We start from the raw sequence: 24,280 nt of genomic DNA on the forward strand, positions 1-24,280 counted from the left end.
CCCCTGCGCTGATGGATAAGCGGAATGCTCCGGTCCGCCTAGTTGAACTGGGGATATTGCCATTACAGCGCTGTGCACGTGCACAGTCACCACTGCCTCGCTTCCGACCTGAACGGCACGGCCGCCACGCACAACTCCTGGATCCCCGGCGCGTTCGAACAGCGACGAACAGCGCCCACGCAGCGAGAGGCACCACCATGACCCGAACACCGCGCACGCGGATGAAGCGGCGGGCGATGCTCGTCGCGGCCCTGCTGTCCGTCTCCACGGTGCTGCCGCAGGCGGCGCAGGCCGCGCCCGGCGACACGGCGGCGGACCCGCACGGTCTCAAGACGACGGTCGCCGACTACCGGACCCGTGTCCCGGCCGAGTACACCGCCGACTCCTGGAAGCCCTTCGCCGAGGCGCTGACCGCGGCGGACGGCGTCGCGAAGAACGCCTCGGCGACCGAGCCGGAGGTCGCGGCGGCGAAGACGGCCCTGGTGACCGCCGCCGCCGACCTGGAGGCCGCGGACGAGGGCACGTTCCAGACCATCACCAACAACACGTTCTGGAACGACACCAGCGGCAACCCGATCTACTCGCAGGGCGGCGGTGTCTTCAAGTTCGGCGACACCTACTACTGGTACGGCGTGCACTACCTCGGCGCCGAGAGCTACCGCGCCAACCCGACGCGCAAGTACGACAACGAGGTCTCCTTCGTCTCGATCCCGGTCTACTCGTCCCGGGACCTGGTCAACTGGAAGTTCGAGAACCGGATCGCCACGCGCTCCACGGCCCTGCCCGACGGCGGCAACCTGGGCCAGGCCGGGTGGGTCGGCCGCCTCGGCGTGTCCTACAACGAGAACACCGGCAAGTACGTGCTGCTCGTGCAGGCGTACCTGCCGTCGCACGGCGGCGACGGCGTCCTGTTCCTGCAGGGCGGCACCCCGACCGGCGCCTTCACCTACGGCCACTTCCAGACCCAGATCACCAACTCGCCCACGACCGGCACCGGTGACCAGACGATCTTCACCGATGACGACGGCAAGGACTACCTGGTCTTCTCCAACCGCTCGGGCCGGGCACGCGCCTTCGTCGGCAAGCTCCGGGAGTCCGACTCGCTGCGGGTGGAACCGGCGGTGCAGATCGGGTACAGCGCCGACGGCCGCGAGGGCAACGCCATGTTCAAGCTCGACGGCAGGTACTACCACGCGGCCTCGGACCTGCACGGCTGGAACACCTCGGTCACGCACGTCCTGGAGTCGACCGGCGGCACGGTCCAGGGCTCCTACTCGGGGGAGTACACGCTGGCGGGCACCGAGCTGGACTACAGCCACGTGACCCAGACGGGGTTCTTCGTGACCGTGAAGGGGACCAAGCAGCACACGGTGGTCTTCGCCGGTGACCGCTGGGCCGACTTCGCCTGGAACGGCCTCGGCTACAACCAGTGGATGCCGGTGACCAAGGACGGCGCGCGGCCCCGGTTCCACTCGGTGAGCCAGTGGCAGCTCAACGCCACGACGGGGGAGTGGCGGGTCGGCCCGGACAACAACTTCGTGCTCAACCCCGATTTCCAGGCCGACCGCGTCACCGTGTCCACGCTGACGGGGTGGACCAACTTCCGCGACTCGGGGCCGAGCTCGCTCGTGACGAACGTCGCCGGCGCGAACGGGTCCCGCTTCGCGCTCCAGATCGGCGCGGGGCAGTCCTTCTCGGGCGGCGTGCGGCAGCAGGTCGCGGTCCCGGCGGGCGACTACAGGATGTTCCTGCACGCCAAGACCTCCGGAGCGCTCAGCGCCACGCAGATGACGGTCACCGACGCGGCCGGCGCCACGCGCACGCTCACCATCCCGGCCTCCGGCGGCTGGACCCGCCGCGAGCTCGCCGGCATCCCGCTGGCCGCCGGCACCGCCACCGTCACCATCCGGGCGGCGGGCGGCAACGGGTACCTCGCCGTCGACGGCCTGGGTCTCGTCAAGACCGGCGGCGGGACACCGGTGGGGCGGCGTTACGAGGCCGAGGCGGCGCCGGCCGTGTGCCGGGGCACGATCGACTCGAACCAGGCCGGCTTCTCCGGCACGGGCTTCTGCAACGGCGACGCGGCCGTCGGGGCGTACGCCGAGTTCACCGTCGACGCGGCGCAGGCGGGTCCGGCGGCACTGGCGTTCCGGTTCGCCAACGGTCAGAGCGGCGGCGCCGCACGACCGGCGAACCTGGTGGTGAACGGGGCGGTGGTCGGCACGGTGTCGTTCGAGTCCACCGGCGCCTGGACGACCTGGTCCGCCAAGTCCGTCACCGCCTCGCTGAACGCCGGCGGCAACACCGTCCGCCTGGACCCGACCACCGCCGTCGGCCTGGCCAACCTCGACCGCCTCGACGTCGCAGCCGCGGCGGCCTGAGGGCCGGCCGCGTCGCCGGTCGGGCAGCCCGTCGTGGTCCGCGACCACGGCCGCCCGCCTCGCTCGTGCGATGCTGGGAGGGGGAACGGATCCGGGGGTGTGCATGGCGTCGAAGCGCAGGGGTGGGATCGCTCCGTACGTGGCGCTGCTGGTGGCCGTGGTCATCTTCGTGCCCGCGGTCCGGGAGGTCGTCGTCGACCTCTTCGGGCCGCTGGTCGACCTGATCGAGGACGTCAACCCGTTCGGCGGGTGACCGGGGCACGCCGGCTGGTGGCGGTGGTGGCTTGCCGGGCCGAGTCAGGGCAGTATGGCTTCTTGACCGATACACCTGGCTTGAGGAGCGACATGACCGCGATTGTGCGCGTCGTCGGACGACAGGTCCTGGACAGCCGCGGCAACCCGACCGTCGAGGTCGACGTGGAGCTGGCGGACGGGTCGATCGGCCGCGCCGCCGTGCCCTCGGGCGCGTCGACCGGCACGAACGAGGCCGTCGAGCTGCGCGACGGCGACCAGTCCAGGTACCACGGCAAGGGCGTGCGCAAGGCCGTCGCCGCGGTGAACGGCGAGATCGCCGACGCGGTCACGGGCCTGGCGGCCGAGGAGCAGTCCGTCGTCGACCGGACGATGATCGAGCTGGACGGCACCCCGAACAAGGCCCGCCTCGGCGCCAACGCCACGCTCGGCGTGTCGCTCGCGGTCGCCAAGGCGGCCGCCGCCGCGCACCGCCAGCCGCTGTACCGCTACGTCGGCGGCACGTTCGCGCACGTGCTGCCGCTGCCGATGATGAACATCATCAACGGTGGCGCGCACGCCGACAACGCCATCGACTTCCAGGAGTTCATGATCGCGCCGGTCGGCGCGGAGAGCTTCGAGGAGGCCATCCGGGTGGGCTCGGAGGTGTTCCACACCCTGCGCGCGAGCCTGCGCAAGGCGGGCCACAACACCAACGTCGGCGACGAGGGCGGGTTCGCGCCGAACCTGGACTCCGCGGACGAGGCGCTGGAGTTCGTGGTCGGCGCGATCGAGAAGGCCGGCTACACCCCCGGCGAGGAGGTCGCGCTGCTGCTCGACCCCGCGGCGTCGGAGTTCTACGCCGACGGCGTGTACGACTACCGGGGCGAGGGTCGCAAGCGGTCGGTCGAGGAGCACGTCGCCTACCTGATCGAGCTGGTCGACAAGTTCCCGATCGTCTCGATCGAGGACGCGATGGCGCAGGACGACTTCGAGGGCTGGAAGCAGCTCACCGACGCCATCGGCGACCGCTGCCAGCTCGTCGGCGACGACCTGTACTGCACCAACGTCGACCTGCTGCGCAAGGGCATCGAGCTGGGCATCACCAACTCGATCCTGGTCAAGGTCAACCAGATCGGCACGCTCACCGAGACGCTGCTGACCTCGAACACGGCGTTGCGCGCCGGCTACTCGGTGGTCATGTCGCACCGCTCCGGCGAGACCGAGGACGCCACCATCGCCGACCTCGCGGTGGCGCTGAACTGCGGTCAGATCAAGACCGGCTCGCTGTCGCGCTCCGACCGCACCGCCAAGTACAACCAGCTGATCCGCATCGAGCAGGAGCTGGGCGCGCAGGCCGAGTACGCGGGCGGTCGCACGCTCAGCGGTCGTCGCTGACGGCCGATCCCGCACCGGCTCCGCAGGCGCGCAAGCCGCAATAATTCGGAAACCCGCGCGATGTGCGCGGCGCTCGCGAATGCGCCGACGGTGTGACCGGGCGATGCCATTCGGCCGGTACCGTACCGGTGGGTGTCCGCCCGGTCAGCCGTCGCTGGGCCGTTCGGTTTCGCCTGTCGGCGGTTCGGAGGCAGCCGGTTCACCTGCGGTTTCGATGCACCTCAAAGGTCGTGGGAACGGTTGGTAAAACACCTTTTGCTTCTATTGGCCGGTGGTGTAAAAATACCGTAAAAATTGACGTGAATGGCTCGACAGAAATATCCGGCGGCTCGACTATTCCGAGGCGGGGCATCGTTTCGAGGAGGCGCGATGGAGGCCAGTCGGATCGTCGTCGGATTGGACAACTCGGCGGCCAGTGCCGCGGCTCTGAGGTGGGCGATACGCCACACCAGGGCCGGCGGGGTGGTGGTCGCGGTGTCGGTGTGCGGCATGCGCACGCCCAAGGGCAGCACGGACCTCTTCCACACCGTCCGGCTGCGCCTGGTGGACGACGCCGTCACGCGGATGGGGCCCAACCCGAGCGTGCGGGTCGAGCAGTCGGTGCTCGACGGCGAACCCGGCCCCACGCTGGTGGAGCTGGCCGGGGAGGCGGACAGCCTGGTGCTCGGCCGCCACGGCTACAGCCGGGGCGGGATGACGATCTTCGGGTCGGTGATCAGGCACTGCCTGGAGCACGCGACGTGCCCGGTCGTCGTGGTGCCCGTCGAGGAGCACCAGGTGGCCTGACCGCGGTCCTCACGGGTGCGGGGACGTCCGGGAGTCCTCGTGCGCGTCCGCCGCCGCGCTCGCCGGGCGCCACCAGGGATGGGGGATGCCCGTCAGCCGGTTCCCGGCGACCGCCGCGGCGACCAGCAGGACCACCCCGACGAGGATCTCCACCAGCTGGAACGGTGTGTGCAGGACACCGAGCGCGATGATGAGGGTCGTGGCGCCGGCCGGCGGGTGCGGCATGCGCGCCCACGCCATGCCGCCGCACGTGAGGGTCAGCGCCAGGGTGGCGGCGCCCACCCGGGCCCAGGAGAGGTGCCCGAGGTCGACCGGGGCCTGCCAGAGGCCGAACGCGGCCAGGCCGCAGGCGCCCGAGGCGATGCCGACGAGGTGGCCCAGGACCGCGTTGCGCGGACTGGCCGCGGGGTGCGTCGGGGTGGCGAAGAGCAGGTAGGCGGTGGGCCCCAGGGAGGGGAACAGCAGCGGTTGGCCGGTGAGCGCGGCCAGCGCCCCGATGATCGCGGTGGTCACCAGGGCGCCGGTGGCGACGCGGAGGGTCACCGCTGCTCCCAGCCCCGGGGCGCACGACGGGCGGCGAGCCGGTCGTCACGGCTGCGGTAGACGATGTACGGGCGCACCAGGTAGCGCAGCGGGGCGCTGAAGGCGTGCACCAGGCGGCTGAACGGCCACAGGGCGAACAGGGCCATCGCGGCGAGCGCGTGCAACCGGTACGGCAGCGGCACGTCGTGCATCAGCGACGGGTCGGGGTGCAGCAGCAGCACACCCCGGACCCACGGCGACACGGTGGCGCGGTAGTCGTAGCCGCCGCCGACCCCGTTGGCCAGCACGGTGGCGGCCATGCCCAGCAGCAGGGTGGTGGCGAGCAGCGGGTAGGTGAGCCGGTCGCCGCGCGACGTCGCCGCCCGCACCGCCGGCGTCCGGAGCCGCCGCCACACCAGCACGGCCAGCCCGGCGACGGCGGCGACGCCCGCCGCCCCTCCCGCCACCAGGGAGACGAGGTGGTACAGCTCGTCGTGCACGCCCAGCCACCGCGTCACCGAGGCGGGCACGAGCAACCCGGCCACGTGCCCGCCCGCCACGAACAGCAGGCCGAGGTGGAACACCGGGCTGCCGACGCGCAGCAGGCGCGACTCGTGGAGCTGGGAGCTGCGGGTGGTCCAGCCGAACCGGTCGTGCCGGTAGCGCCACGCCGTGCCGCCGACGAGGACCACGGCGGTCACGTAGGGCAGCACCGCCCACAGCAGCAGGTCGAGGGTCATCGGGTTCGCTCCGGGAGGGTCGGGTAGCCGAGCAGCACGGGTTCGACGCCGACCTGCTCGACGGGGGCGCCGACGGTGACGGGGCGGACGTCGTCGCGCACCGGCACGGTGGCGAGCACGCTGCCCACCGCCGCGGCGTACGGGGTGCCCGCCGCCAGCAGGTTGCGGTGCAGCAGGCGGAGGGCGGGGCGGAACCCCGCCAGCAGCCGCTGCCCGGGTTCGCCGGTGAGGGCGGCGAACTCCAGCAGCACGGGCAGGTAGTCGGGCAGCTCGCCGTCGTCGAGGCGGAAGCCGTGCCGCCGGTACTCCAGCTTGAGCGCGGCCAGCGAGCCGCCACGTCGTCGGGTGTCCCCGTCGGTGAACCACGTCAGGTGCAGGCACCGGTCGGCTTCGGTGTCGAACACCTCCACGTAGTGCCGCGCCGCCGCCACGGCCGAGGACCGGGCCAAGTGGTCCAGCAGCGCGCTCAACCCGGCGTCGGGCACCTCCTCCAGGGCGCGCCGCAGCAACGGGAGCCGCACGTCGTCGGGGTAGTGCAGGCAGTGCGACGCGACCTGTTGGCGCACCCTGGTGTCGCGGCGGTTCACGGCTTGCCCTTCTCCCGCAGGGTGGGGAACATCCCGGCGGGTCGCTCGCCGTCCCGCCAGACGAACAGGTCGGTGCGTCCGTCGGGCGCCGGCTCGTCGCCCACGCTGCACGTGGTCGCGATGCCCTCCAGGTCGTGCGCCTGGCCCACGGCGGCGGTCGGGATGACGTACCGGTCCTCGTACTTCGCCACGGCCAGCAGCCGGTACATCGCCTCCAGGGAGCCGACGTCCATGCCGACCCCGGTGGACGCCGCCGGGTCGGGCGTCTCGCCCAGGTTGACCGCCCGCATGTGCGAGCGCATCGCGGCCAGGCGGCGCAGGGCCAGGCGGACCGGCTCCGGGTCGCCCGCCGTGAACATCCCGGCGAGGTAGTCCAGCGGGATGCGCAGCGCGTCGATCGCGCCGAACAGGTTGCCCGCCTCCTCGCCGTCGAACCCGGTGCCGGCCAGCGCGTCGACCACCGGCGACAGCGGCGGGATGTACCAGACCATCGGCATGGTGCGGTACTCCGGGTGCAGGGGCAGCGCCACCCGGTAGCGGGTGATCAGCGAGTGCACGGGGGAGCGCTGGGCGGCGGTGATCCAGTCGTGCGGCACGCCCGCCCGTTCGGCCGCGCGCACCACCTCGGGGTCGTGCGGGTCCAGGAAGACGCCCAGCTGGGCCTGGTAGAGCCGCTGCTCGTCCGGTTCGCTCGCCGCCTCGCCGACCCGGTCGGCGTCGTAGAGCAGCACCCCTATGTAGCGCAGCCGCCCGACGCACGTCTCCGCGCACACGGTCGGCAGCCCGACCTCCAGCCGGGGGTAGCAGAACGTGCACTTCTCGGCCTTGCCGGTGCGGTGGTTGAAGTACACCTTCTTGTACGGGCACCCCGACACGCACATCCGCCAGCCCCGGCAGCGGTCCTGGTCCACCAGCACGATGCCGTCCTCGGACCGCTTGTACATCGCGCCGGACGGGCACGAGGCCACGCACGACGGGTTGAGGCAGTGCTCGCAGATGCGCGGCAGGTAGAACATGAACGACTGCTCGAACTCCAGCCGGATCTCCCGGCCCAGGCGCTGCACCATCGGGTCGGCCCGCGCGTGCTCGGGCGCGCCGCCCAGGCTGTCCTCCCAGTTCGGGCCCCACCGCACGGAGGTCGGCTCGCCGGTGATCGCGGACACCGGCCGGGCCACGGGCGTGTCGTCGCCCAGCGGCGCGTCGGTGAGGGTGCGGTAGTCGTAGGTCCACGGCTCGTAGTAGTCCTCCAGCGCCGGCATCTCCGGGTTGGCGAACAGGTTCGCCAACCGCCGCAACCGCCCTCCGGCGGCCGGGACGAGCCTGCCCCGCCGCAGCTCCCACCCGCCGCGCCAGCGCTCCTGGTCCTCGTAGCGGCGGGGGTAGCCCTGGCCGGGCTTGGTCTCCACGTTGTTGAACCACGCGTACTCGACGCCGTCGCGGTTGGTCCACGTCTGCTTGCACGTGACCGAGCAGGTGTGGCACCCGATGCACTTGTCCAGGTTCATCACCATGGCCAGCTGCGCCATCACACGCATCAGTACCGCACCTCCTGCCCGCGTCGGCGCAGCACGGTCACCTCGTCGCGCTGGTTGCCGGTGGGGCCGTAGTAGTTCAGGGCGAAGCTGAGCTGGGCGTACCCGCCGATGAGGTGGGTCGGCTTGATCTGCAGGCGGGTCAGCGAGTTGTGGATGCCGCCGCGCTTGCCGGTGGTCTCGCTCTTGGGCACGTTCACCGTGCGTTCCTGCGCGTGGTAGAGGAAAACGGTGCCGGTGGGCATCCGGTGGGACACGATGGCGCGCCCGACGACCACGCCGTTGCGGTTGACCGCCTCCACCCAGTCGTTGTCCGACACGCCGATGGCGGCGGCGTCGGCGGGGCTGACCCAGAACGCGGGCCCGCCGCGCGAGAGCGTCTGCATGATCGGGTTGTCCTGGTACTCGGAGTGGATCGACCACTTGGAGTGCGGCGTCAGGTACCGGACGGTCACCTCGGGGCCGTTCGGGCCCAGGCGCGGTTCGCCGAAGAGCCGGTGCAGGTCCAGTGGCGGCCGGTAGACGGGCAGTTGCTCGCCGATCTCGGCGACCCAGTCGTGGTCGAGGAAGAAGTGCTGCCTGCCGGTGAGGGTGTGCCACGGCTTGAGCCGCTCGACGTTGATGGTGAACGGCGCGTAGCGGCGTCCACCGGACTCGTCGCCGGACCACTCCGGGCTGGTGACCACCGACGCGGGCCGGGAACGGGTGTCGGCGAACGTGACGCGGTGCGCGCGGTCGTGCTCCACCAGCGGCCGCAGCGGTTTGCCGACCCGTTCCTCCAGCCACCGGAACCCCTCGTCGGCGACGCGCCCGTTGGTGGTGCCCGACAGCGCGAGCACCGCGTCGGCGGCCTTGCGGTCGGTGTCCAGCGAGGGCCGCCCCGCCGCCGGACCGGACGCCACGACGCCGTTGGACTCGGCCAGCCACGCCACTTCCGGGGCCACGCGCGCGGTCCACCCCTTGGCCGTGACGCCGAGCTCGTCCACCAGCGGGCCCAGCGCCGCCAGCTTCGCCGCGATGGCCGTGTAGTCCCGCTCGACCACCGTGAGCACGGGGAAGGTGCGGCCGGGCACCGGGTCGCACTCGCCGTCGCGCCAGTCGCGCACGACACCGCCGGGCTGGGCCGTCTCGCCGGGCGTGTCGTGCTGCATCGCGGTCGCCACCAGGTCGCGGCGCACACCGAGGTGGTTGACCGCCAGCTCGCTCAGCTTGGCCGCGATGGCGTGGAAGGCGTCGAAGTCGGTGCGCGCCTGCCAGGGCGGGTCCACGGCGGCGTTGAACGAGTGCACGAACGGGTGCATGTCCGTGCTGGACAGGTCGTGCTTCTCGTACCAGGTGGCGGCCGGCAGCGTCACGTCGGCGAACAACGTCGTGCTCGTCATCCGGAAGTCCAGCGCCAGCAGCAGGTCCAGCTTCCCCTCCGGCGCGTCCTGCCGCCACCGCACCGCGCGCGGGCGTTCGTGCGCGGGCGTCTCCGCCGCCCGGGGGTTGCCGTCCGCGCCCAGCAGGTGCCGCAGGAAGTACTCGTTGCCCTTGGCCGAGGAACCCAGCAGGTTCGCCCGCCACACGGTCAGCACCCGCGGCCAGTTCCCCGGCGCGTCCGGGTCCTCGCAGGCGAAGCCCACCTCGCCCGACCGCACGCCGGCCACCACGTGCTCGACCGGGTCCGCGCCCGCCGCCTCCGCCTCGTCGACCAGGTCCAGCGGGTTGCGGTCGAACGTCGGGTACGACGGCATCCAGCCCAGCCGCGCCGACTGCGACAGGCAGTCGGCCACCGTGCGGTCCGCGAGCCGGCCCTTCGAGCCCGGCCACGTCAACGCCCCGGCGGTGAGCCGGTCGTAGCGCCACTGGTCGGTGTGCGTGTACCAGTAGGCGGTGCCGATCATCTGGCGCGGCGGGCGGTGCCAGTCCAGCGCGCCCGCCAGCGTCGACCAGCCGGTCAGCGGGCGGACCTTCTCCTGGCCGACGTAGTGCGCCCACCCGCCGCCGTTGCGGCCCTGGCAGCCGGTGAGCAGCAACAGCGTCAGGAACGAGCGGTAGACCAGGTCGGAGTGGAACCAGTGGTTCGTGCCCGCCCCCATCACGATCATGCACCGGCCGCCCGACCGGATGGCGGTGTCGGCGAACTCGCGGGCGATGCGCGCGATCCGGTCCGCCGGCACCCCCGTCAACCGCTGCGCCCACGCCGGGGTGCCCGGCTCGTCCTCGTCGTCGTACCCGGCGGGCCACCGACCGGGCAGGCCGGGCCTCGCCACGCCGTACTGCGCCAGCAGCAGGTCGTGGACCGTGGTGACGGTCCGGCCCGCGACCCGGCGCACCGGCACGCCCCGCACCACGGCGGCGCCGGAGCCGTCCGGCGCGTCGAACCGGGGCAGCAGCACCTCGACCGACTCGTGCGAGCCGGGGTGCAGGGACAGGGTGGGCGTCACGCCGTCCAGGTCCAGGTTCCACCGGCCCGGCTCGTCGGCCCACCGGAAGCCCAGCGAGCCGTTCGGCGTCACCGGCCGCCCCCGGTCGTCCAGCAGCACGGTCTTCCACTCCGCGCCCGGACCCGTCTCGCCCAGGTCCGCCGCCGTGAGGAACTTGCCCGGCGCCCAACCGCCGTCGCGCTCCTCCAGCGCGACCAGGAACGGCAGGTCGGTGAACCGCCGGGCGTAGTCGGCGAAGGACGGCGTCGCGGCGTCCACGAAGAACTCGCGCAGCACCACGTGGCCCATCGCGATCGCCAGCGCCGCGTCCGTGCCGGGGTGCGGCGCCAGCCACTCGTCGGCGAACTTCGTCGCGTCGGAGTAGTCCGGCGAGCACACCACGACCTTCTGCCCCCGGTACCGCGCCTCGGTCATGAAGTGCGCGTCCGGGGTGCGGGTCACCGGGACGTTCGAGCCCCACAGCATCAGGTACGCCGCGTCCCACCAGTCGGCCGACTCGGGCACGTCGGTCTGGTCGCCGAACACCTGCGGCGACGCGGGCGGCAGGTCGGCGTACCAGTCGTAGAACGACAGCATCGGCGCGCCGATGAGCGCCATGAACCGCGAGCCCGCCGCGTGCGAGACCATCGACATGGCCGGGATGGGGGAGAACCCGGCGATCCGGTCGGGGCCGTGGTGCTTGATCGTGTGCACGTGCGCGGCGGCGACCATCTCCACCGCCTCGTCCCAGGAGACCCGCACGAGGCCGCCCTTGCCGCGCGCCCGCTGGTAGGCGCGGCGCTTGAGCGGGTCGTCCACCACCGACCGCCACGCGGCCACCGGGTCGTCGTGCACGCGGCGCGCTTCGCGGTACATCTCCACCAGCACGCCCCGCGCATACGGGTAGCGCACCCGCAGCGGCGAGTAGGTGTACCAGGAGAACGACGCGCCTCGGGGACAGCCGCGCGGCTCGTACTCCGGGCGGTCCGGACCGGTCGACGGGTAGTCCACGTCCTGGGTCTCCCAGGTGATGATCCCGTCCTTGACGTAGACGTTCCACCGGCACGAGCCGGTGCAGTTCACGCCGTGCGTGGAGGGCACGACCTTGTCGTGGCTCCACCGGTCCCGGTAGAACGAATCGCCTTCACGACCGCCCCGGTGGAAAGCGGCCCGGTGGTCGTCGGACACCTCTGCCGAGGTCAGGAAGCGTCCACCGGACAGCAGGAGATCGGCTACGAGGTCGCCCGGCGAAGGCCTTTTCCGAGCGCGATGGAATGCCGCACACACGGCGTTGTTACCTCCGGAAGTGGCAGGTCAAAGGCGGGATTTGCCACTCACTTAACTCTCCGTCACAGGTTGATTACCACTGACTGTGATGTAAGTCACTACAGTTTTGGACGCCTTTACCGTCTCATTTGTCAGGATTTGCTACCACTTTCGCTTGCTTTTACGAAAAAATATCGCCTGATTCACTCAATTCGGTGAAGAATTCGTTCGGGGGCACCCCTATATTGGGTGGGCGCACGACCGCGACCGGGAGGTCCGACCATGACCGTCGACGCACGCCTGCACGTCCGGGCCGCCGTGTGGGGCCACGCGGACAACCGCATCGCGGTCCTGCTCCTGGAGGGCGGCTTCGCGCCCGCCGGCCTCACGTCGAGGGGGTTGACCCTGGTGTCCTCGGTGGACCGCGTGGCGCTGCCCGTCACCGCCGCGTGGCGCGTCCACCTCGACGCCGCCGGCGCCCTCACCGTCCACTGGCCCCACCGCCGGCCACTGCCGGACGCCGTGCCGGTCGAGCAGCCGGACGCGTGGCGGTGGGCGGCCCGCCGCCGGGGAGCGGTGCTGCTGCTGCTCGGCGACCACGTGGGCCTCACCGAACCGGACCCGGCCCACCGGCGAACCCTGCTGGCCGCCGCCGCCTCCCGAGGCGCACTCGCCGCCACCGCCGCGCCGTTCACCACCACACCGTTCACCGCCGCCTGATGAACGCCACCACCGGACTCGAACACCCCGCCACGGCCCACAACCAACCGTCCCCGCGCGGTGCGCCGGTGGCGGCAATGACATGGACGGAGTGGTCGAGCAGTTGTTGAGGGCGCTGGGCGACTGCCTCGCCGTCGGATGCGCGGTGAACGCCACCGTCGCCGGGATCCGGATCGACTCCACCGCCCCACGCGGGGGCATCGAGGCGCTGCACGCCAAGGTCGCCAGCTCCTCCCTGGTCGGCCACACACTCGGCGGCGCTGTCTTGGTGGCCGCCACGCCTGCCCGTCCACCGCGGACCGGACCAGGTGGCGGTGACGCAGCCCGGCCCGGCAGATCCCGCCGACAGGTGCCGCGTCAGGCCATGACCACGCGCCCGCTCGACGAAGACGGAGCAGGCCCGCTGTGTCGTGGGTGCCGAAGTGCCCGTGGGCAGGGCCGGTCGGAAGCCGGCCGGTTCCACGTCCGACCGCCGGCTCTCCGGCCGACCAGGAAGCCGCTTGGCGGACCGATGCGTTCTGGGGCGAGGCACCTACTCGATCCTGGACATGGTCGAGTTCGTGGGCCTCGACGGGCGGCCCGGCCCGGCCCGTGGTCCGACTCCTGGGCGACGACGAGGCACGCTCGATCTTCGGTGCCGACCGCCCGACGAGTGCCGACTTCGACAGGTTCCTCACCATCGACTGGTGGACGGAACGTTGCGAGGACAGCGCAACCGTGCTCTACCGCGACGGGGAATCGCATGGGCCGGCGTTCTGGGGGGGCTGAGGGCCGCGGCTGTCCCATCGCGCGCCGCACTGCGCCCATCGGTGCGCGCGTCCGCCGGCAGCCATGCCGTGTCATGCCGTGGCTTCGGGTGTTCGTCGGCGCAACAGCTCTGGCACCCGGAGGTGCGGTCAGCCCACGCCCGGGTTACTTCGCCGTCTCGTACTTGAACGCGGACAGCACGCCCGAGGGCGGTGTCGTGTTCGCGGTGTGCACGCCGAGGGTTATCGCCTCGCCGGACGGGTAGGCGTCGTCGGTGGCGGACAGCTCGATCGTCCTGCGGTTCGACGTGCTGAAGGCTGTCAGGGACAGGCGGGATCCGTCGACGCGTGCGGTCAGTTGCAGGTATGTGCTCCCGTGTTCGAACGCGTCCGCCGCGAGGATCACCGACGTCTGCTCGAAGCGCGTGATGTAGACGTCGCCGTGGGCGCAGGCGCCGAGGCCGTAGTTCTGCCGGACGCGGACCGACACGCACGTGGTGGGGTTCAGCTCGTCGGCCACGACATCGACCTTGTAGGTGTCGGGGAAGCGATAGCCGGGCCAACTCAGGGACACGGTCGAGTCACCGTCCGCCGATTCGAAGAGGGACCCGTTCGTCGTGCACGTGACCGTCCCCCGGAGAACGGCCCACCGGGCGGATCCGTGGTCGCAGTCGGGTCCGGGGGACTGGGCTAGGTACGAGTACGGCTCTTGGTGGTCGGTCGTGGTCGATGCCGTCGGTTCGGGCCGGGGCGACGGCGTAGTCGTTCGGCTTCGAGCTGCCCCGTCGTCCTGGACGGTGACCACGACGAGCGTCAGGGCGAGCACGGCGGAAATGACACCCGCCAGCCAACCGGCCCGCTCCACCCGGGTCCAGAACCTGTCCGGGCCGTGGCGTCCGGCACGCACTCTCAAGGCGCCGATGATGAGGGCGACGGCGAGGACGGTCGTCAGGACGACCGGTAAGGCGCCATCTTTCATGGGGCATGCTAACAACGGGGGAGCGTGCTCCGCTGCCGGTCCATGCGCGGACACTCCTGCCGGGGGCGGGGGAGTCGGGGACCGCGGCGGCAGTGGCGGCGGGCAGCCGGGACCGCGTCGCCCGTCGAAAGGCCCGCCACCGCAGCCGGTCTTCGTCCCGTTGCCTCCGTTGCCTCACAGGGCCAGCCGTGGCCAAAATTCCGTGTCGCGCAGCAGTTGCCGGTCGTGCGTGGCGATCACCACCGCGGCCGGCGTGGAGCCGAGTGCGGTGGTCAGCTCGTCGACCAGTGCCGCCGACAGGTGGTTGGTCGGCTCGTCCAGCAGCAACACGTGGGGTCGGGACGCCAGCACCAGCGCCAGGTCCAACCGCCTGCGCGCGCCGACCGACAGCTCGGCCACCGGTCGTCGGGAGTCGTAGCCGTCGAGCAGGCCCAGTTCGTCCAGGCCGGGCCCCGGCACGCCCGACCGGGCGAGCTGCTCGTCGTACAGCTCCGTCGCCGTGCGCCGGCCGTGCGGGTCGGACTCCTGGCCCAACCGCCCGACCCGCACCGCCCGACCGCGGGTGATCGTTCCCGCGGTCGGCTCCAGCCCTCCGCCCAGCACGGCGAGCAACGTCGACTTGCCCGCGCCGTTGGGCCCGGTGACCACCAGCCGTCCTCCCGAGCCCAACGCCAGGTCGACCGGGCGGGCGAGCCTGCCGGTCACGGTGACGCGGTCCGCCCGCAGCAGGAACGCGCCGTGGTGCTCGGGCAACTCGGGCATGGTGAACCGGGCCGGTGGCGGCGGAACCTCCACCACGTGCGCGGCCAACTCCTCCTGCCTTCGGTGCACGGCCCGCACGAGGCCGGGCGCGCGGGTCGCGCGGGCGTGTTTGCCGTGCCCCTTGGCGGGCCGCCAGCCGTCCTGCAGCCGGTTCTGCGCCGCGGACAGGTCGTCGGCCAGTCGCTGCCGCTCGGCGACCTGCTCGGCGTGCAGCGACTCCCACCGGGCCCGCTCGGCCCGGCGCGCCTCGAGGTAGGCCGGGTAGCCACCGCCGTACACCCGCGGCCGGCCGTCGCTCGACGGATCGAGGTCGACCACCGCGGTGGCCACGTCGGCGAGCAACGCCCGGTCGTGGCTGACCAGCACGACCGCACCCAGGTGGGCGCGCAGCCGTTCGGTGAGGTGGGCGAGCCCGCCCGCGTCGAGGTGGTTGGTCGGCTCGTCCAACAGCAGCACGGCGTGCCCGGCGCCGAGCAGGCACGCGAGCCGCACGCGGTGGCGCTGACCGACCGACAGCGTGCCGAGCGGTCGGGTCCGGTCGTCCACGGCGTGCAACGCGGCCAGCGAGACCTCGACCCTCCGGTCGGCGTCCCACGCGTCGAGGGCCTCGGCCTCGGCGAGCGCGGTGGCGTAGGCGTCGTCCGCGCCGGGGCGGCTGCCGGCGAGTGCGTCGGTGGCGCGCTCCAAGCGGGCCAGGACATCACGCACCGCGGCCAGTTCCAGGTCGATCAGGTCGCCGACGGTGTCGCCGGAGCCGAGCGGGATCTGCTGGTCGGCGACGCCGATCGAGCCCGCGCGACGCACTTCGCCGCGGTCGGCGGGGAGGTCGCCGGCGAGCACCCGGAGCAGGGAGGTCTTTCCGCGACCGTTCTCGCCGACCACGGCGACCCGATCGCCGGCCGCGGCGACGAGGTCGACCCCCGCGAGCACGGGCCGCCCGCCGAAGGACAGGTGCACGTCGGACGCGCGGACGTGCGCCGCGCGCATCGGCGCAGGCTGAAGCTGGGACCACATGGAAGAACTGCCTCCGGAAGAAGGTGATGAGCAGGAAGGGCGAATACCGGTAACGCGAACGCGGTACCCGGTGGAGGCGTCGCCCCTCAGAGGAAGAACAGGTGCTGCATCACGTCCACCAGGGTAGGACGAGTTCTGAACCTGCCGCACCGGATTTGTCGAAGTTCCGGCGGTTCTTCGGCCGCGCGAAGCCTCGGCCGCCGAGGTCCTCGACTCGGGTGCCGGCCTGCCGCCGGTAGAGCTTCACGTACTTGGTCCGAGCCCGTCGCACGCGTGTGTGGAGCTGGAGCAACTCGTCCTCGTGCAGTTCGGCCATCCGCTGGGGCTCTGTCTCGCGCAACAGATCCAGTTCGTCGTCACGCAGCGAACTCAGGGAAACGGTCATGACCGACCTTCCAGGGATCGGGGTGCGTCTCCGACCACGCCGGCGCCGTGGTGGCTGCCGGCGGCAGAGACGGGCATCGGGCGGAACGAGATCAGGCCACCTCAGCGAACACCTCGCGCACGGCACCCTCCTGGTTTGCACGCCGAGGTCTCGTCCTCTCGTCGTGTGCGGCGGCGCGACGGTTCCGACGGTGCCCTCGACCGAGGCTGGGCGTCCCCGTCCGGGGGAGATGAGAAATGGATTGGCCGCGCAAACGTCACCGGCCGGTCGTCGCACGCCGCCCGCCGGCCGGGGAACGTCGGCTCGACGAGAAGTCCCGGACCCTGGTCCGTACCGCAGGACACGCGTAGGTGCGATGTGGTGAGAGGCAGAGGTTGCGCGCCCCTGGTTGCCGTGTCCGCTTCGCAGGCCGGCGGCTCGCCGTGACAGACGGCAGGGGGTGCTCTGCCCTCGAGTCGTCGGAGCGGGTCGTAGCCGTCCGGATCCCCAGGGCGGGAGGAACTGGTGCGGGTACCGGCTGAAGGGCTGAGCCTGGCCACGTCACCGGATGAGTGCCCTCAGGCGATCGGCGTCCGCGGGCGTCCAGCCCGCCGGCCGCAACAGGAGCGCCCACGCGTCCACCGACTCCTGGCTGTAGCGGTGCCCGTGCCCCTCGGGGACGTCGACGGCGAACGGCATGTCGAGGGTGACCTGCCAGAAGGAGACGAACGGGATCCAGACCATCTCGTCGAGGACGTCACGGCCGGGATCCTCCTCGAGCCAGTCGGGGCGGCTGAGCAACAGAGACGGGCTCCACCAGGTGATCGGGTCCGACGGGTGCTGCAGGATCAGCACCCTCGGACCGGTCCACGGGACGCCGGCCGGGGGAGCGCCGACGCTGACCTCGTTGCTGAACCGCACCGTGCGGCCGTCCCGGTACACCGGTTCCACCTCGCGACTGCCGGGGTGACGGTCCTCGCGGAACTCGGTGTGCAGGGCGTTGAAGTTCGGCGGACCCACGAACAGCGCCCCGGCCACGCGGTTGCGCAGGTCGTGCTCGCCGCTGAACGCGGCCTCCGCACCGAACGAGCCGAGGCTCTCGCCGAAGACGTACAGCTCCGGCCGCCCCTCCGGCGGCAACGTGCTCCACCGCTCGTAGACCGCGTCGAACAGCCCTCGCCCCGCGGCCCGGGCCCGCGTCTGGTCGACGAGGTAGGACAGCCCCGACGGGACGTAGGAGTACTGCATCGCGACGATGGCCGAGTCGCCGCCGGCGATGTACTCGAAGGCGGCCATCGTCCCGGCGTCCAGCCAGCCCCGCCCCGTCGTCGTCGCCACCAGCAGCCGGGCGCGGGAGAAGCCGCCGGCCCGCTCCAGGTCGTCGACGGCGGCCCGGGCCCGGGTCTCGGCGTCGTCGGCCGCCGCCATGCCGGCGTAGGCCCGGATGGGCTCCTCGGCCACTGTGCCGCTGAACGCCCGGATCTCCGTGGCCGTCGGGCCCTCGGCCACGAAGGTCCGTCCCTCGCGGCCCAGGTCGTCCCACGCGACGAGCGAGCCGGGCCCGCCGGAGCGGAGGGCGCTGTCCGGGCGCTGGACGCCGTCGGCCGTCGTGTCGTCCTCCAGGGCGAAGGCACGGTCGGCGGCGGCGAGCAGTCCGTCGACCGCCGTCCCGGTGACCAGGAGCAGCGCCACCGCCGCGACGCCCAGCGCGCCGAGCGCGCGGGCCGCCGACGGCCCCACCCATCGGGACATCAGTCGGGACAGTGCTCGTGCGGCGGCGCGGACGGCGCGGGCGACGGCGAGGAGCGCCGCGAACACCACGACGGCGACCAGCGGCGCGAGCAGCGCGCGCCACAGCGGCTCCGCCGGCATGCCCATCAGCTCGCGGAGCAGCCCCTGCCACTGCCGGCCGAGGACGAAGAAGACCGCGCCGAGGACGGCAGCCGAGACGAGGAGCACGCGCCAGGCCCAGTGCCGGGGCGGGCGGGGCCCACGGTCGGCGAACGCCCGCCACACGGCCGCGAACAGGACACCGATGCCGTACCCGGTCGCGGCGCTGATCCCGCTCACCACCCCCTGGACGACCCCGCCACGCGGCAGCAGGGACGGGGTGAGCGACGCGCAGACGAGCAGCAGCGCGCCCCAGCAGCCCGGCAGCGAGAGGGGTGCCGGGCGACGCCACAACCGTCCCGGTCGCCTGTCGGTCTCCGAGAGGACGCTGCTCGAGGCCTGATCGGCGGTGGCCGGTACAGGCCCGACCGTGGATGCGGCGGGCGCGTCGACAGCCTGCCTCGCCCGGCCCGCGCTCGCCCCGTCGACGTCCACTCGCGCCACCTCCGTCCGGCTGACCTACGCGGCGAACGCCTCGCGCAGCGTGTACTCCTGCTCCTGCGCCAGATTGGTGGACAACAGCTCAGTCCGCGACCCGGCGGAACTTCTGCCGCATCCGGTCGACGACCGCGTCCGAGGAGAGGACGAACCATGCCGAAGCAGGCTTCTCCTGAAGGCGCCGCCCGGCGCTCCCCGCGCCGGTCAGGTCCTGGAGCTGACGGGTCTTCAGCTTCTTCCGGTCGGGGTGCCAGGACACCGCAGTGCCGTATGCGCTCGGCCCGAGCCTCTACCCGACTCTGCGCACCGGCCTCCTCCGCCGGGGTGAGAGGTCGGCGCTCCGGAAGGACGTCCCCGGTCGCACGAGCGACCCACCTTGAGCAGCGACCGGGACCGCGGACGGCACGTCTCACCCGCCGCGAACGAGGCCGGGCAGGCCCCGGTCCGCGCAGCCTGCTTGTTGCACTGACGGACTTCACCGCGAACGCCACGGTGGACCGCATCTGGTCCATCCGGGGCCGTTCCTTCCTGCTCGGATTCGTTCCGAGCACACCATGACTCGAGTCGCAAGGCACCAGAGGGCCATCGGCAGTGGATGAGCACGTGTGGTGCCTCAGCCGTCCGCTCGCTGGAGTTGCACTGCGGGGATCCGGAATGTGTCCTGGTCCGGTGGTCGACGTCTGATCTGCAGATACCGCCGTGAACATGACGAAGTGTCCCCAGTGATGTGCGCCTTACTTCGTTCTGTGGGTGCATTCAAGACGGCGCGCAACGCCCAGGGCGGTGGACTGGGCGGTCAGGTGCAGCTCGGGTCCACGGCGGTCGAGCGTGTGCCGTCGGTGATGACCGCTCCGGTCGCGCACAGCCGGTCGGTGGGATCGCTGCGCACGATCAGATGTGGTGAAGGCGGATTTGACGTCCGGTTCGAGGGCGACTTGGCGCGTGGTTCCGTCGGGATCGGAGCGGCGGTAGATGACCACCTCGACCTGGTTGCCGAGGGCCTTGTCGTCCTTCCGGGTATTGGTGCTGGTGGCCACCTTGGCGTCGGTGAGGCACGGTGTGTCCAGGGGATTGTCGCCGGTCTCCGCTTGGGCTGTGTCCTGTGGTGCCTGGGGGTCAGGTCCGGAGGGGCTGTGCACGACAACTCCGGTCACGACGTTCGTGACAAGTAGTGCGGCCATGACGGCTATCCACCGTCGCCAGCGGGATCGCGCCGGTAGTCGTGCGACTTCCTGGGAACCGGCGTCTTCGACGGGGTCCCCGATGTGGGCCGTCGCTCAAGGGGATCAACCTCCCCATCCGACAGTTCACCCGCCCCGCAACGCCCGTGCCGAACCGTGGATCTGGGCCGCCCGGCACACAACCCTCGCGGCGCCACTACCACCTCGGTCGCTGGTCCGGGATTCCGCGGTGCAGGCGGTTGGCCTCGTCCTTGGACAGGCGGTTGGTGACACCGCAGAACGTGCACTGCGTCGTGTACTTGGTCCTGACCGGGAACAACGGGATGAAGAAGAGCGTGAATTTCGTGGCCGACCTGTGCAGCGGGTGCGCAGCCTGGTTTCCACATCTGGGACACAGCAACGTCAGCACCGTCAGGACGAAGACCTTGGTCCGAAATCCGAAGATCACCACTTGTCCTGGCACTCCCGTCAACTCGTCCGACTCGTACAGCCGCAGGCTTCCCCCGCCGTCCGGTTCCCACACCGGTCCGGTCGGTGGCATAGACGTTCGTGCATGCGCCCAGTAGACGGTCTTGAGCGTGCTGACCGACACGGGCACCGGACAGGTGATCGGATCGTCCGACTCCGCAGCACGCCTCGGAGCCGATGGCCCGTGGATGGGCGAGTGAGGTAGACCATTCACGTGTCGAGTCAGTGCTCATACCTGGGTGAGCGACGGCGACCTTGCAGAAAGTCAACAGGGCCGGGTCAAGGGTCAGCTCGGCGAGCGTCTCGATCGCGCGTGCCTCTGTGGCCACCAGCGATAGATGCGACCGTGTACTCATGATCGTTGGTTCCAACATTACGTGGTATTATCTGACGTGGACGCCGTTGTTGCTCGTACTATTCTCGCATCACCAGGAATTCGGAAGCCTTCTCCGCCGATCGCTTCAGGGTTCCCGTCACCTGTTCCATATGAATACCAGTCCTGTTCTGTGGTCAGCCCTATTCCGGTTTCGGCGGTTATGGACAAGAGCGAATTCCTCGCCGAGTAACGGGCCTCTATCTTGACTTCGATGGATGGCCTGAATTCTCGAAAGCCTTGGCGGTAGGGGTTGGAAGCATGGCGGTCTTCGTGCTGATCTGCAAACTTGCCCCAGGAGGACGTCGCCCTGCCTGAACATGTTCGCTCGACGGGATCAACCGAAACGCGTAGGTAGTCCGTACGTTGCGGATCACCTTCGCCGCCCGCGACTACCGGATGCTCGTCACCCACGACGACGCCGGCGCACGGCAGGGTGGTCAGCCGACAGCGTTCGCTGTGGGAGGTCCGGGGTGACCAGCGCACCACCGGGACCCACCACCTGCGCGCCTACCTGGCGCGACCGCGCCGCGAACTCGGACCCGTGCCCTCACATCCCGGCACTTGCCGCCAGACCCGGCACGGGCTACCGCTTCCCATCCTGACGGGCCGAGGTCATCGGGATCCTCCGCCCCGACCCGTGAGCTCTGGTCTCCATTCGTGGCATCGCGCTTGTGCGCTCGGGTGAAGCCCAATGACCGCAGATGGTGAGGTCATGCCCTTCACGGCGTCGATCGGCATCAAGGACGCGTAAAAGCTTCAGGACTCCGAGCCGATTCGAACCGGGGATGTGTGAGTGTGGCCGGGTGCGTGTCCCGGACCCGGCGTCGCAGACGGAGGGTGGCCCCCGATCGAGGGCGGTGCCGGTGATCGGCCACGGCCGGACCGGTGCGGCGGCCACCGATGCCGCAGTGCTGCGCCGGGCGGGCGTGTCGCAGGCGCGGTGCGTGGTCGTGACCTGCATGGATGACGCGACGACCGCGATGGTCGTGACGCCGGTCCGTCGGGCGGGACCCCAGGCCAGGATCGTGGTGGCGGTGCGTCAACCGCAGCACGTGTCGGCGTTGCGGCAGGCCGGAGCGGACCTGGTGGTGCCCACCGAGCGGATCGGGGCGCACCTGGCGGCCATGACGCTGACCGGGCTGGGCACCGCCCAGGTCATGCCGGTCGGGAGAGTGCGGACGATCCGGCGGCGAACCGCCTGCGGGAAAGCGACGTGCTGATCGGCCGGACGCGGTGACACGCGAGAACACCGACGTGGGATGCGGGAGTGACCAGCGGCCCCGCTGTCGACCACCACATCACGGGTAGCGCCGGCTGTTTCATCCGCTTCGCCCGTCCGTTCGCCGCGGGCCACGGCTGGTCGCCCGCCGTCGTCGCACGCGACATCGGAAACCCCTGCACGCTTTCGCACAGCACGACACGATCACCACAAGGAGAGCTCGCATGACCGGCATGCCCGAACCCGCTGTTCCGGCACGTGTGGACAGTCCAGTCACGCCGCCCGCGCCGTCGACCGGGCTGGGGCGGTGGCTGTTGCGCCACCAGGTCGCGCCCGAGGGGCCGGCCAGCGCCGAGAGCCACGCCGAGCCGCACCCGTGGTGGAAGGTGATGTGCCTGACCGGTGTGGACTACTTCTCCACGCTGTCCTACCTGCCCGGCATCGCGGCGCTGGCGGCCGGGGCGATCTCGCCGTTGGCGACGTTGCTGATCGTGGCGTTGACCCTGTTGGGCATGTTGCCGATGTACCGGCGGGTGGCGAAGGAGAGCCCGCACGGCCAGGGTTCGGTGGCGATGCTGGAGAAGCTGCTGCCGTTCTGGCGGGGCAAGCTGTTCGTGCTGGTCCTGCTCGGGTTCGTGGCCACCTCCTGGATCATCACGATCACCCTGTCCTCGGCGGACGCCACGGTTCACCTGGTCGAGAACCCGGTCACCCCGCACTTCCTGCACGGCCACGAGGTGCTGATCACGGTCGTGCTGCTGCTGGTCCTGGGCGGGGTGTTCCTGCTCGGCTTCAGCGAGGCCGTCAGCGTGGCCATACCGCTCGTGGCGGTGTTCCTGCTGCTCAACGCCGTGGTCGTGGGCGCGGGCGTGGTCGAGCTGGTGGCCCAGCCCACCCTGCTGGGCCGTTGGGTGGACGCGCTGACCTCCGGCGGCGGCGGTTTCGCCGGGGTGGTCGGCCCGGCGGTCCTGGCGTTCCCGCTGCTGGTGCTGGGCCTGTCCGGGTTCGAGACCGGGGTGAGCATGATGCCCCTGGTCGCCGCCGACGGCCGCACCGACCAGGAGCGGCTGGACAGCCGCATCCGCAACACCCGCAAGCTGCTCACCACCGCCGCGCTGATCATGTCGGTCTACCTGATCGCCACCAGCTTCGTCACCACCGTCCTCGTCCCGGCCGAGGCGTTCCAACCCGGTGGTGAGGCCAACGGCCGCGCCTTGGCCTACCTGGCGCACGAGCTGCTCGGCGAGTGGGTCGGCACCGCCTACGACATCAGCAGCATCCTGATCCTCTGGTTCGCGGGCGCCTCCGCGATGGCCGGTCTGATCAACATCGTGCCGCGCTACCTGCCCGCCTACGGCATGGCCCCGGACTGGACCCGCGCGGTGCGGCCGGTGGTGCTCGTCTACACCGCCGTCTGCGTGCTGGTCACGATCGTCTTCAACGCCGACGTCAACGCGCAGGCCGGCGCCTACGCCACCGGCATCCTCGCGATGATGGTCTCCGCCTCCACCGCGGTCACCATCTCCGCGATGCGCCGCCGGCAGCGCCGCCAGGCGATCGGGTTCACCGCGCTGACGCTGCTCCTGCTCTACGCGCTGGTGGAGAACGTGATCGAGAAGCCCGACGGCATCACCATCTCGTTCTTCTTCATCCTCGGCATCGTCGCCGTTTCGTTGGTGTCCCGGGTCACCCGCACCACCGAGCTGCGGGTCGAGCACATCGAGTTCGACGACGCCGCCCGCCGGTTCGTCACCGAGTCCATCGCCCACGACGGCGCCCTGACGCTGATCGCCAACCGCCGCCAGAGCGGGAACGCCGCCGAGTACGCGGTGAAGGAGACCGAGCAGCGCGGCATGAACCCCGTGCCGGGCGCGGCCGACGTGCTGTTCCTGGAGATCGACGTGATCGACCCCTCCGACTTCAGCGACGTGCTGCGCGTGCGGGGCATCGACGTCGACGGCCACCGCGTGCTGCGCGCCGACAGCCCCGCCGCGCCCAACGCCATCGCCGCCATCCTGCTCACCCTGCGCGACACCACCGGCGTGCGCCCGCACTGCCACTTCGAGTGGAGCGAGGGCAACCCCCTCGGCCACCTGTTCCGCTACCTGCTGCTGGGCCGCGGCGACACCGCCCCGGTCGTCCGCGAGATCATCCGCACCAACGAACGCGACCGCGACCGCCGCCCCGGCATCCACGTCGGCGGCTGACCGCACGAACCGGGTGCACGTCCTGGGCACCGACGAGGGACCTGATCGGTCGGCCGGGACCGGCG

Annotated in this window: 19 protein-coding genes; 7 read left to right on the top strand and 12 right to left on the bottom strand. The window is 71.3% G+C overall.

Annotated elements, in window-relative coordinates:
- Positions 1–197: 197 nt before the first annotated feature.
- The 4 genes from IOD16_RS40205 (at position 198) to IOD16_RS14025 (ending at position 4,796) form a co-directional block, all read left to right on the top strand.
- The gene (locus IOD16_RS40205; RefSeq protein ID WP_236594965.1) at positions 198–2,381 is read left to right on the top strand and encodes a family 43 glycosylhydrolase; all 2,184 of its coding nucleotides are present in this window, start codon (positions 198–200) and stop codon (positions 2,379–2,381) included.
- Positions 2,382–2,484: 103 nt separating this feature from the next.
- Positions 2,485–2,634, top strand: a complete 150-nt coding sequence (locus IOD16_RS14015; RefSeq protein WP_201440399.1) for a hypothetical protein — start codon at positions 2,485–2,487, stop codon at positions 2,632–2,634.
- A 92-nt stretch (positions 2,635–2,726) separates the two neighbouring features.
- Positions 2,727–4,010 (top strand): phosphopyruvate hydratase, encoded by a 1,284-nt coding sequence (eno, locus tag IOD16_RS14020; RefSeq protein ID WP_201440400.1) that lies wholly within the window; start codon positions 2,727–2,729, stop codon positions 4,008–4,010.
- Between the two features lie 369 nt (positions 4,011–4,379).
- Positions 4,380–4,796, top strand: coding sequence for a universal stress protein (locus IOD16_RS14025; protein ID WP_170184951.1), 417 nt, complete (start codon positions 4,380–4,382; stop codon positions 4,794–4,796).
- A 9-nt stretch (positions 4,797–4,805) separates the two neighbouring features.
- On the opposite strand, the gene IOD16_RS14030 is transcribed toward IOD16_RS14025, so the two are convergent.
- From IOD16_RS14030 to IOD16_RS14050, 5 genes are read right to left on the bottom strand one after another with little or no spacing between them, the layout of a single operon-like run.
- The gene (locus IOD16_RS14030; RefSeq protein ID WP_236594966.1) at positions 4,806–5,339 is read right to left on the bottom strand and encodes an HPP family protein; all 534 of its coding nucleotides are present in this window, start codon (positions 5,337–5,339) and stop codon (positions 4,806–4,808) included.
- The gene (narI, locus tag IOD16_RS14035) at positions 5,336–6,058 is read right to left on the bottom strand and encodes a respiratory nitrate reductase subunit gamma (RefSeq protein ID WP_201440401.1); all 723 of its coding nucleotides are present in this window, start codon (positions 6,056–6,058) and stop codon (positions 5,336–5,338) included. Before narI ends, IOD16_RS14030 begins: the two co-directional genes overlap by 4 nt.
- The gene (gene narJ / locus IOD16_RS14040) at positions 6,055–6,645 is read right to left on the bottom strand and encodes a nitrate reductase molybdenum cofactor assembly chaperone (protein ID WP_123741842.1); all 591 of its coding nucleotides are present in this window, start codon (positions 6,643–6,645) and stop codon (positions 6,055–6,057) included. The genes narI and narJ overlap by 4 nt, the downstream gene beginning before the upstream one ends.
- Positions 6,642–8,180 (bottom strand): nitrate reductase subunit beta, encoded by a 1,539-nt coding sequence (narH, locus tag IOD16_RS14045; RefSeq protein WP_201440402.1) that lies wholly within the window; start codon positions 8,178–8,180, stop codon positions 6,642–6,644. Before narH ends, narJ begins: the two co-directional genes overlap by 4 nt.
- Positions 8,180–11,773: a nitrate reductase subunit alpha gene (locus IOD16_RS14050; RefSeq protein WP_236594967.1), complete on the bottom strand. Its 3,594-nt coding sequence runs from the start codon at positions 11,771–11,773 to the stop codon at positions 8,180–8,182. Before IOD16_RS14050 ends, narH begins: the two co-directional genes overlap by 1 nt.
- Before the next feature lie 360 nt (positions 11,774–12,133).
- On the opposite strand from IOD16_RS14050, the gene IOD16_RS14055 reads away from it, so the two are divergent.
- Complete coding sequence (locus tag IOD16_RS14055) at positions 12,134–12,571, top strand: hypothetical protein (protein WP_201440404.1); 438 nt, start codon at positions 12,134–12,136, stop codon at positions 12,569–12,571.
- Between the two features lie 912 nt (positions 12,572–13,483).
- On the opposite strand, the gene IOD16_RS14060 is transcribed toward IOD16_RS14055, so the two are convergent.
- The 7 genes from IOD16_RS14060 to IOD16_RS40210 all read right to left on the bottom strand — a co-directional run bounded on the left by IOD16_RS14060 (position 13,484) and on the right by IOD16_RS40210 (position 20,543).
- A complete protein-coding gene (locus IOD16_RS14060) occupies positions 13,484–13,891 on the bottom strand; it encodes a hypothetical protein (protein WP_201440405.1) in 408 nt (135 codons plus the stop codon).
- Between the two features lie 579 nt (positions 13,892–14,470).
- Positions 14,471–16,072, bottom strand: coding sequence for an ABC-F family ATP-binding cassette domain-containing protein (locus IOD16_RS14065; RefSeq protein WP_201440406.1), 1,602 nt, complete (start codon positions 16,070–16,072; stop codon positions 14,471–14,473).
- A gap of 109 nt (positions 16,073–16,181) precedes the next feature.
- A complete protein-coding gene (locus IOD16_RS14070) occupies positions 16,182–16,457 on the bottom strand; it encodes a hypothetical protein (protein WP_201440407.1) in 276 nt (91 codons plus the stop codon).
- A gap of 540 nt (positions 16,458–16,997) precedes the next feature.
- The gene (locus IOD16_RS14075) at positions 16,998–18,620 is read right to left on the bottom strand and encodes an alpha/beta hydrolase (protein ID WP_201440408.1); all 1,623 of its coding nucleotides are present in this window, start codon (positions 18,618–18,620) and stop codon (positions 16,998–17,000) included.
- Between the two features lie 229 nt (positions 18,621–18,849).
- Positions 18,850–19,023, bottom strand: coding sequence for a hypothetical protein (locus tag IOD16_RS14080; RefSeq protein WP_201440409.1), 174 nt, complete (start codon positions 19,021–19,023; stop codon positions 18,850–18,852).
- A gap of 475 nt (positions 19,024–19,498) precedes the next feature.
- Positions 19,499–19,801, bottom strand: coding sequence for a hypothetical protein (locus IOD16_RS14085; protein ID WP_201440410.1), 303 nt, complete (start codon positions 19,799–19,801; stop codon positions 19,499–19,501).
- Positions 19,802–20,141: 340 nt separating this feature from the next.
- A complete protein-coding gene (locus IOD16_RS40210) occupies positions 20,142–20,543 on the bottom strand; it encodes a zinc-ribbon domain-containing protein (protein WP_236594969.1) in 402 nt (133 codons plus the stop codon).
- A 1,103-nt stretch (positions 20,544–21,646) separates the two neighbouring features.
- On the opposite strand from IOD16_RS40210, the gene IOD16_RS14095 reads away from it, so the two are divergent.
- Together IOD16_RS14095 and IOD16_RS14100 are read left to right on the top strand one after the other, a co-directional pair.
- A complete protein-coding gene (locus IOD16_RS14095) occupies positions 21,647–22,009 on the top strand; it encodes an NAD-binding protein (RefSeq protein ID WP_201440411.1) in 363 nt (120 codons plus the stop codon).
- Positions 22,010–22,232: 223 nt separating this feature from the next.
- Entirely contained in the window at positions 22,233–24,215 is a 1,983-nt protein-coding gene (locus tag IOD16_RS14100) for an amino acid transporter (RefSeq protein ID WP_201440412.1), read from the top strand.
- Positions 24,216–24,280: the final 65 nt, after the last annotated feature.

The sequence above is a fragment of the Saccharothrix sp. 6-C genome, from assembly GCF_016695385.1.
In the GTDB taxonomy this organism is placed as follows: Bacteria; Actinomycetota; Actinomycetes; order Mycobacteriales; family Pseudonocardiaceae; genus Actinosynnema; species Actinosynnema texasense.

Excerpts from the sequence above, each read along its gene's own strand:
- IOD16_RS40205 (WP_236594965.1), top strand. The coding sequence starts at position 198 with ATGACCCGAACACCGCGCACGCGGATGAAGCGGCGGGCGATGCTCGTC.
- IOD16_RS14015 (WP_201440399.1), top strand. The coding sequence starts at position 2,485 with ATGGCGTCGAAGCGCAGGGGTGGGATCGCTCCGTACGTGGCGCTGCTG.
- eno (WP_201440400.1), top strand. The coding sequence starts at position 2,727 with ATGACCGCGATTGTGCGCGTCGTCGGACGACAGGTCCTGGACAGCCGC.
- IOD16_RS14025 (WP_170184951.1), top strand. The coding sequence starts at position 4,380 with ATGGAGGCCAGTCGGATCGTCGTCGGATTGGACAACTCGGCGGCCAGT.
- narI (WP_201440401.1), bottom strand. The coding sequence starts at position 6,058 with ATGACCCTCGACCTGCTGCTGTGGGCGGTGCTGCCCTACGTGACCGCC.
- narH (WP_201440402.1), bottom strand. The coding sequence starts at position 8,180 with ATGCGTGTGATGGCGCAGCTGGCCATGGTGATGAACCTGGACAAGTGC.
- IOD16_RS14055 (WP_201440404.1), top strand. The coding sequence starts at position 12,134 with ATGACCGTCGACGCACGCCTGCACGTCCGGGCCGCCGTGTGGGGCCAC.
- IOD16_RS14065 (WP_201440406.1), bottom strand. The coding sequence starts at position 16,072 with ATGTGGTCCCAGCTTCAGCCTGCGCCGATGCGCGCGGCGCACGTCCGC.
- IOD16_RS14070 (WP_201440407.1), bottom strand. The coding sequence starts at position 16,457 with ATGACCGTTTCCCTGAGTTCGCTGCGTGACGACGAACTGGATCTGTTG.
- IOD16_RS14100 (WP_201440412.1), top strand. The coding sequence starts at position 22,233 with ATGACCGGCATGCCCGAACCCGCTGTTCCGGCACGTGTGGACAGTCCA.